Raw genomic sequence first — 8,638 nt, 5'->3', positions numbered from 1 at the left:
CCGCCTCGATGCTCGCCCTGGCCGGCGCGGCCTGGTCGCTGGGCCGCGGCGACGGCGGGCTCTGGATGATCGCGCTGCCGCTGGCCGTCAACGGCGTGGGCCAGGCGATGATCATCCCCAGCGCACAGACGCTGTCGATGCGTCAGGTGCCAGTGCGGATCGCCGGCGCCGCCGGAGGCGTCGCCCAGACGGCCCAGCGGCTGTTCACCGCTCTGGGCATCGCGGTGGTCACCGCGGTCTACTTCGGCGTCGGCGCCGCACAGGACGCCGACGCCGGCGCAGTGGCCGCGGCCGCGACGATCGCGCTGTTCAGCCTGGCCGCACTGGCCGCCGCCGTCGTGGCCGCCCGTCGGGCGCCCGGCCCCGAGGAGAGCAGCGCCGACGGCGAGCTCAGCGCAGCCGAGTGACGTGCCGGACGTCCTTCTCGAGCACGTACTTCGGACGATCGGCGAAGATCCGGGCGCGCTCCTCGGACTCCTCCCAGGCACGCTCGGCCGCGTCGAACTCCTCCGGCGTCCCGAAGCGGCTGACGAACCAGGTCAGCACATCCCGCTCCGCCGAGAGCCAGACGGACTCCACGGTGAAGCCCTGCTCCTCACGGGCGGGGAACACCTCGGTGCGCAGGAAGTCGACGAACTCGTCGACCAGCGCCGGGTCCAGCACGTAGCGGCGCATGACGGTGGTGCGGCGGGTCTCGTCGAGGCCCGCGATGGTCTGCGGCAGGTCGCTCATGTCTCTCCTCGGCCGGCGTCGGGGTGACGCCACGTGCGACGCCCGATGTGACGCCGGGCGTGATGGATTCGCGGGACGGCCCGCGGGCGCTGAGGCTCCGTCGCACCCATGGCCCCGCGCCCGAGGTCCACGGCCATTGTACGGAGCCGCGAGTCCCCCGTCAGCGGCTCGCCGTCGACCTACGACGGCGTCCCCTGTCCCGACGCCGACCGCGGAGTGCCGGGCGGCTCGGTGCGGCGGGATCCGAGGGCCTCGAACGCCGCGGCGACGCGCAGCAGGGCGACGTCGTCGTGGGCCCGGCCGGCGAAGGTCAGCCCCACCGGCATCCCGGTGTCGGCCATGGTGCCCATCGGCACCGTCACCGTGGGCACGCCCAGGTGTCGCCAGACGAGGTTCCCGTTGGCCACCCAGACGCCGTTGCGCCAGGCGAGATCGGCAGAGGCGGGGTTCGTGTCGGCGTCCGCCGGACCGACGTCGGCCATCGCCGGCAAGGCCAGCACGTCCAGGCCGAGCTCGTCCATCCACTGCTCGAGGTCGATCTCCCGCGTGCGGACCAGCCCGTGGAGCCCCTCGGCGAGGTGCGGGATGTCCTCCACCCGCAGGGAGGGGTGCTCACGCATGAACTGCGGGTAGCCGGAGATGTCGTCGTCGAAGCCGTCATAGCGGTCCGGAAGGGCGCCGGACGGCGGAGGGAAGATCTGGTCGCCGTCCACGTCGGCCAGCCGGTGCAGCCGCGGGTCGCCGTTGGCGGCGAGGAAGTCGTCCCAGGCCCAGGCGGAGAGGTCGAGGATCTCGCGGTCGAGATACTCGCGGGAGACCAGCCCGCGGTCGGCGATCGTGGGCGCCCCGGGCCGATCGCCCTCGTAGTTGGTCACCACGGGCAGGTCGGTCAGCCGCACCTCGGCGCCGTGCCGCTCGAGGTCCCGGCGGGCGTCCTCCCAGAGCTCGAGGACGCTGGCCCGCGTGGTCACCGGCCGGCCGGTGGAGCCGCCGACGCCGGTGATCCCGTGCGCGTCGGGTGCGGCCGTGCCGGCCTCGGGGTCGGCGTTCAGGTACATCCCCGGCGCGCCGATGCGCAGCCCCTGCAGCCCGGCCGCGGCCTCCTCGGAGGAGGCCGGGCGCAGAGCGGTGAACGTCCGCGGACGCACGGTGCTCGCCCTGGGCAGGTCGATCCACGGCTGGACGCGCCAGAAGTCGCCGCGGGTCCGCGCGTCGTCGACGACGATGACGTCGAGCAGCTCGAGCATGTCGGCCATCGTGCGCGTGTGCGGCACCACCACGTCCATCGTCGGCACGAGCGGCCAGTTGCCGCGGATGGAGATCATGCCCCAGGACGGGGTGTAGGCGCAGAGCCCGTTGTGCGAGGCGGGAGCCCGTCCGGAGGACCAGGTCTCCTCCCCCAGGCCGAAGGCCGCGAAGCTCGCCGCGGTCGCAGTGCCGGAGCCGTTCGAGGATCCCGAGGCGAAGGCCGAGGTGAGGAAGTCGCGGGAGTAGGGGCTCTCGGCCCGGCCGTGCAGCCCGCGCTGCATGCCGCCGTTGGCCATCGGCGGCATGGTCGTCAGCCCGATGAGCACCGCTCCGGAGGCACGCAGCCGCTCCACGGTGAAGGAGTCCTGCTGCGCGATGAGCTCCGCGAAGGCCGGCGACCCGGCCGAGACGGGCAGCCCGGCCGCCTGGTAGCTGTCCTTGGCCGTGTACGGGATGCCCTCGAGCGGACCGCGCGGCCCGCCGGCGGCGCGTCGAGCGTCCGAGGCGCGGGCCTCGGCCAGCGCCTCCGGGTTGAGCACCGGGACGGCGTTGAGCATCGGACCCGATCGATCATAGGACTCGATGCGCGCCAGATAGCCGCGCACCAGCTCCTCGCTGGTGGTCTCGCCGCTCTCCAGCGCCGCACGCAGCTGCGGGATCGTCGCCTCGACGACGTCGAATCCGGCCGTCATCGCCGGGCCTCGCTGTCCTCGCAGTCCGCGCCGCGCGGCCGCGGCTGCTGCTGCGTGATGCAGTGGATGCCGCCGCCGAAGCGCAGGATGTCGCGTGCGTCGACCAGCTCCACCCGCCGGTCCGGATAGGCCTCGGCGAGGATCGCCGCGGCCTGCTCGTCCTGCGGGTCGTCGTAGGCGCAGAGCACCACCATCCCGTCGGCTACGTAGTGGTTGATATAGGTCCAGTCGACGAACTCATCCTCATCCCGGAGAGTCCGCGGGGCCGGGACGTCGATGATCCGCAGCGGCCGGCCGTCGGCGTCGACGGAAGCTTCCAGGACCTCGCGCATCTGCCGGGTGACCTCGTGGTCCGGGTGGGCCGGGTCGTCCTGACGGTGGAGCAGGACAGCACCGGAGGGGGTGAAGCAGGCGAACATGTCGACGTGCCCGCGCGTGCCGAACTCGTCGTAGTCCCGGGTCAGACCGCGGGGGAACCACACGGCGTGGCGGGTGCCCAGGCGCGTGTGGAGCTCCTGCTCGATCTCCTCGGCCGTCAGGCCGGGATTGCGGTCCGGGTCGCACTGCACCGTGCGGGTGAGCAGCACAGTGCCGCGTCCGTCGAGGTGGAAGGCCCCGCCCTCGTTGACCAGCTGGCTGCCGATCCGCTCGAGGCCGGCGGCCTCGGCCATCGCGGCGCCGACCTGCGCGTCCCGGGAGTGCGGGGCCCAGGGCTGGTCGCCCCAGCCGTTGAAGATCCAGTCCACACCGGCGACGGCGCCGTCGGAGGTGTGCACGAAGGTCAGCCCGATGTCGCGCATCCACGCGTCGTCGAGGGGGAGGGTCACGATCTCGACGACCTCGCCCAGCGCCTGCCGGGCGGCCTCGGCGTCGGCCGGATCGGCGACCACGGTGACCGCCTCGGCCGCGGCGATGGTCCACGCGACCTGCGTCCAGGCGGTCCGCGCCCGGTCCAGCGACGCCGAACCCTGGGGGCCGAAGGTCTCGTTGGCCGGCGGGAAGGCCATCCAGGTGCGAGCATGCGGGGCCCACTCAGGCGGCATCGTCGTGGCGAGGGAGGCTGCGGTGCCCGACGGCTCGGTGCTCGACGGGACAGTGCTCGAGGGGGTGGAGGGGGTGGGGTCCATGGGTTCTCCTGCGGTCAGGGCGGGGCGGGCGGCGTCCGCGGACGGGTGGACGCCGCCCGGGGTCACTCGGCGAGGTGCTCGGAGGTCTCGAATCGGCGGCGGAAGAACTCCGGTCGCTGGATGTACTGATAGATCATCGCCGCCCCGCCGAGCACGAAGATCAGCACGCCGAGGATGAACACCAGTCCGATCCCGCCGATCTCCGAACCGGAGCCGTAGGCCGGATCCATCGAGTCCCAGGCGGTCTGGAAGAAGAAGATCAGCAGCAGCAGGCCGCCGAGCAGCGGGGCGAGCATCTTGGTCAGGAAGGCGCCGATCGAGGCCCGCGCCTCGGCGCGGAAATACCACACGCAGGCCAACGCGGTGACGCCGTAGTAGAAGCAGACCATCATGCCCAGCGTGGTGATGGTGTCCCACAGGACGTTCTCCGAGACCACGCGCATCACCGCGTAGAACACCGAGGCGATGACCACTGAGACCACTGTGGCATAGGCCGGGGTCTGGTGCTTCGGGCTCACCCGGGCGTACTTCTCGCTCAGCGCCCCGTAGTGACCCATCGCCAGCATAGTCCGCGCCGGCGAGATCATCGTCGACTGCAGCGAGGAGGCCGAGGAGGAGAGCACCGCCAGCGACATCAGGATCGCGAAGGGTCCCATCACCGGGCCCGCGAGCGCGGCGAAGACGTTGCCCTGGATCTCCGGGTTGCCCAGGCCGAACTCCCCGGTGGAGACTCCGGCGTAGGACAGTGTGGCCACGGTGACCATCGTGTAGAGCCCGACGACGACCAGAATGGTCACCAGCGCGGCCTTGCCCGGCGTGGTGGTGGTCCCCCGCGACTCCTCGTTCATGGTGAGCACCACGTCCCAGCCCCAGTAGATGAAGACCGAGAGCGCGATGCCGGCGGCGAAGGCGGAGAAGGACTCGACTCCGAACGGGTTGAACCACTCCCAGCTGGGGTCCAGCGCATCGAAGGCGGTGCCGGAGCCGACGTGGCCGAAGGCGGCCACGGAGTACCAGCCCAGCACCAGCACCTGGAAGGAGACCAGCACGTACTGCACACCCTTGGTGGCCTCCAGCCCGCGGTAGGAGACCCAGGCCGCGGCGGCCATGAAGGCCAGGCAGGTCAGCACGTTGACCGGCACGCTGCGGGTCAGCTCCGCGATCCACGGTTCGCCGACGAGCTGGCTGATGGCCAGGTAGAAGAAGTCCACGGCGATGCCGGCCAGATTGGACAGCACCAGGATCGTCGCGGCCAGCAGGCACCAGCTGCCCATCCAGCCGATCCACGGGCCGAAGGCCTTCGAGGCCCAGGTGAAGGTGGTCCCGGAATCGGGCATCGCCCGGTTGAGCTCCCGGTAGCCGATCGCGACCAGCATCATCGGGATGAACCCGACGATGAGCACAGCCGGCAGATGCTCGCCCACTGCCGAGGCGGTGGGGCCGACGGCGCCGGAGAGCGTGTAGGCCGGAGCGATGGTGGAGACTCCGATCACCACGGCGCCGAGCACGCCGACGGCGCCCGCGCTGAGGCCCTTGCTGTGGTCTCTGGTCGCGCCCGTGGTCGCGGGCGCGCTCTCGCCTGTCTGTGTCATGGCGGTTCTCCTCCTCAGCGGGTGCTTCCCGCAGGGGACGTGGGGGTCTCGGCGTCTCGTCGGGGCATCACGATCATCGGGATCGGCAGGTGGGTCAGGATGCGGGCGGCCGTGGCGCCCAGGAAGAGTCGACGGCGGCGGGCCAGCGGGGAGGAGCCGATCATCAGCACTCCACCGCTGGGCCAGTCGACGTCGCGCACCGCCCGGCCCAGCGTGCGTCCGGCGGCGACGATCCGCCGGACGCCCTCCTCCTGCGGCCCGCTCGAGCTGCTCTGCCGCGCGGCGGGGTCGGAGCTGAAGGTGACGTGGGCCAGCCCGGCATCCAGCTGACCGGCCCAGGCCGCGGCGTCGTCGGCCACCTGGTGGGCGGCGTGCTGCTCGGAGACGGCGGCGATCACCTCGGTGAGTCCGCCCTCGTCGCGCCAGCCGCGCGGCGCCAGGGCCAGCGGCACCGGGGCGCTGTGCAGCAGCGCCTCGACCGCCGGATGGGTGGTGACGCCCCCGGCGCCGACGCCGGAGCCGGTGACCAGCAGATCGGCCGCCAGCTCCTCGACGGCGGCGATGAGCCCCTCGGCCACGGAGGCGCCGCCGCGGATCGACGAGTGCACCTCGACATCCTCGTCGACCAGCGTCTCGGCCTCGCCCAGCCACCCTGCGGCCTGCTCGGCGATGATGCCGTCGATGCTGCCGACCGGCGGGTAGGGGATGGTGAAGGGGTCGTCGGCCTTGACCACCAGCACCAGATGCAGCTCGGCGCCGGCGGCGCGGGCCAGGGCGGTGCCGAGCCGGACGGCGTCGCGGCTGCGCTCGTCGCCGCCGCAGCCGATGACGACGCGGCGCAGGACAGGCGGGGCGGAGGAGGAGCTCACGGAGGGCTCGACGGCGGGACTGTGCGGCATCATCTGTTCCTTCAGCTGATTCAGCGTCTTCAGCGCGCGGCGGCGCTCTCGGGCAGGGCGGCGAGCACGTCCTCGGCGGCGCGGCGGCCCTGGCGCAGCGCGCCGTCGACGTGCTGGAACCCTTCGGCGGCCAGGTCCGAGCAGGCCCAATGGATGGGGCCGACCGCCTCGCGCTGGTGGGCGCCGTAGCGGACGATGCCGCCGATGTCGAAGCTGGACGCATAGGCCCCGCGGGTCCACTCCTCGGAGGCGAAGTCGGACTCGTAGTAGACGACCGGCTCGCGGGCCTCCTCGCCGAGGTAGTTCGCCAGCGAGTCCAGGATGCGCGCGCGGCGCGTCTCCTCGGGCAGGGCGAACATGGCGTCGGCCTGCTCGTCGGAGATGAAGGCCACCAGCGTCCCGCGAGCGTCGCCGTAGTTGGTGTTGTCGTAGACCTCCTGACAGATCTCCTGTGCGCCGAAGCCGGTGCCGGAGAGGCCCTTCGGCCGCCAGAACGGGGTCTCGTAGACCGCGTGCACCTTGATCACCAGACCCATCGACTGGTGCTGGTGCATCTGGTGCTGCAGCCGCGGCAGCGGCGGCTCGAAGCTGATCCGCGGATACAGGGTCGGCGGCACGGCGACGACGACCTGCCGGGCGCGGACGGTGAGCCGGTCGGACCAGACGGTGACGCCGGCGTCACCGCCGTCACCGGCCGCGCCGTCGGTACCGTCGGCGTCCCGGACGATGGTGCGCACCGGGGTATCCAGATGCACCGTGCCGGGCTCGAGCTGGTCGGCCATGGCCTGCGAGACGCCCTGCATGCCGCCGACCACGCGCCGGTCGAGGATGAAGTCCTCGTCCACCAGATGGCTGAAGGAGCCCGCCGAGGCGGCCATGAGCACCGCCTGCAGCGCGGAGAAGGCGTGCTCGGGCTTGGTGATCATGCCGCCGGCCAGGAAGATCGCGAGGTTCTCCCGCGCGGCGGCGTCGTCGGTCTGGCCGCGCAGCCATTCGGCGAAGGTGACGGTGTCCAGCGCGCGGGCCTGGGGGTGCTCCCAAGGACGGGCGGGGTCCATGGCGGCGGCGAGCTCGTCCAGCACACCGATGACCCGCTCCATCTCCGCGACCGTGCTCTCCCCGGCGGGGAACATCTCGCCGGTGAACTCGTGGCGGGAGCCGTCCGGGGCCAGGTAGACGCTGGCGCCCTCGCGGTGGCGGGGGTAGGTCTGCAGGCCCAGCTCGTCGAGCAGGCCGAGCAGCTCCTCCTGGTCCGGGGAGACCCACTGGCCGCCGAGCTCGAGGAAGGCTCCGTCGATCTCCACGGACCAGGTGCGCCCGCCGACGCGGTCGCGGGCCTCCAGGACGGCCACCGAGCGGCCCTGGGCCTGGAGCCGGCGAGCGGCCATGAGACCGGCAGGACCGGCTCCGACCACGACGACGTCACGCTCGAGGGTCTCGGCGCTTCCGATGGTTCGAGTGGCTGACACTGTGCTCTCCTTCACGCTTAAATGAACTATATTCATTAAGGCGTGCGGCGCGGCGATTGTCAACCCCGCCGGGTCGTCGATTGCTTCTAGACTGAGGGGCGTCGCCGCGGAGTTCATCCCGGCGAGCACCCCAAGACCACCGCCTGACATCGGAGGACGACCACGTGAGCCCGGAGCAGACGCCGCCGACGGAGCCGACCACCGAGCCGAGCCCGGGACGACGTCGCGGCCGCCCGCCCTCGCCGGTGCTCTCCCGGTCCTCCATCACCTCCGCGGCGATCCGGATCGTGAGCAGCCGCGACCACCGCGCGCTGACGATGGCCGCCCTCGCCCGCGAGCTGGGCGTCTCGACCTCGGCGCTGTACAACCACGTCGCCTCCAAGCACGACGTGCTGGTGCTGGTGCAGGACCGACTCAACGAGCAGATCGACTGCCGCGCCTTCGACACGGAGCCCTGGCCCGAGGCGCTGCGCGTCTGGGCGCGCTCCTACCGCGACTGCTACATCGAACACACCGCGCTGATCCCGATCATGGCGGTGCTGCCGGTCGCCGACGCGCCGCAGACGCTGCAGATGTACGAACGGGTCACCCGCGCCCTCCAGGCCGACGGAGTGCCCGGACCCGAGGCGGTGGACATGATCGTCGGGGTCGAGGCGCTGGTCTTCGGTGCGGCCTATGACGCCTCCGCCCCGGCCGACATCTTCGACCCCGGGGACCGGGCGGACCTCGCCCCGGCGTTCACCGCCGCCGCGGCCGAGCGGGGGCCGGATGCACGCCGGGCGGCCGACCGAGCCTTCGAGCTGGCCCTGGATGCGCTCGTCGACGGGCTGGCCGAGGGACTGCGCCGGCGGGAGGACGACGCCGCGACGTCTTGAGCAC

General features: G+C 72.3%; 7 protein-coding genes and 1 pseudogene. 2 read left to right on the top strand and 6 right to left on the bottom strand.

Annotated features, from left to right (window positions below; genetic code table 11):
• Positions 1-407: pseudogene (locus tag GU5_RS17315) on the top strand (hypothetical protein); the annotation flags it as partial.
• Here GU5_RS17315 and GU5_RS15495 read toward each other — a convergent pair.
• The 6 genes from GU5_RS15495 to GU5_RS0111575 all read right to left on the bottom strand — a co-directional run bounded on the left by GU5_RS15495 (position 391) and on the right by GU5_RS0111575 (position 7,759).
• On the bottom strand, positions 391-732 hold the full coding sequence (locus tag GU5_RS15495) for a hypothetical protein (protein WP_010525737.1): 342 nt from the start codon (positions 730-732) through the stop codon (positions 391-393). The pseudogene GU5_RS17315 and the gene GU5_RS15495 sit on opposite strands and share 17 nt — an antisense overlap.
• Positions 733-911: 179 nt before the next feature.
• Positions 912-2,672 (bottom strand): amidase, encoded by a 1,761-nt coding sequence (locus GU5_RS0111595; protein WP_010525736.1) that lies wholly within the window; start codon positions 2,670-2,672, stop codon positions 912-914.
• Positions 2,669-3,799: an agmatine deiminase family protein gene (locus tag GU5_RS0111590; RefSeq protein ID WP_010525735.1), complete on the bottom strand. Its 1,131-nt coding sequence runs from the start codon at positions 3,797-3,799 to the stop codon at positions 2,669-2,671. The genes GU5_RS0111595 and GU5_RS0111590 overlap by 4 nt, the downstream gene beginning before the upstream one ends.
• A gap of 62 nt (positions 3,800-3,861) precedes the next feature.
• A complete protein-coding gene (locus GU5_RS0111585) occupies positions 3,862-5,391 on the bottom strand; it encodes an APC family permease (protein WP_010525734.1) in 1,530 nt (509 codons plus the stop codon).
• A gap of 14 nt (positions 5,392-5,405) precedes the next feature.
• On the bottom strand, positions 5,406-6,293 hold the full coding sequence (locus GU5_RS0111580) for a universal stress protein (RefSeq protein WP_010525733.1): 888 nt from the start codon (positions 6,291-6,293) through the stop codon (positions 5,406-5,408).
• 26 nt (positions 6,294-6,319) lie between these two features.
• Positions 6,320-7,759 (bottom strand): NAD(P)/FAD-dependent oxidoreductase, encoded by a 1,440-nt coding sequence (locus GU5_RS0111575; RefSeq protein WP_010525732.1) that lies wholly within the window; start codon positions 7,757-7,759, stop codon positions 6,320-6,322.
• A 164-nt stretch (positions 7,760-7,923) separates the two neighbouring features.
• Here GU5_RS0111575 and GU5_RS0111570 point away from each other — a divergent pair, with 164 nt between their 5' ends.
• Positions 7,924-8,634, top strand: a complete 711-nt coding sequence (locus GU5_RS0111570) for a TetR/AcrR family transcriptional regulator (RefSeq protein WP_010525731.1) — start codon at positions 7,924-7,926, stop codon at positions 8,632-8,634.
• The last annotated feature ends 4 nt before the right edge of the window (positions 8,635-8,638 follow it).

This window comes from Nesterenkonia sp. F, from assembly GCF_000220985.1.
Taxonomy (GTDB): Bacteria; Actinomycetota; Actinomycetes; order Actinomycetales; family Micrococcaceae; genus Nesterenkonia.
This window is presented reverse-complemented; position numbering and strand designations above follow the sequence as displayed.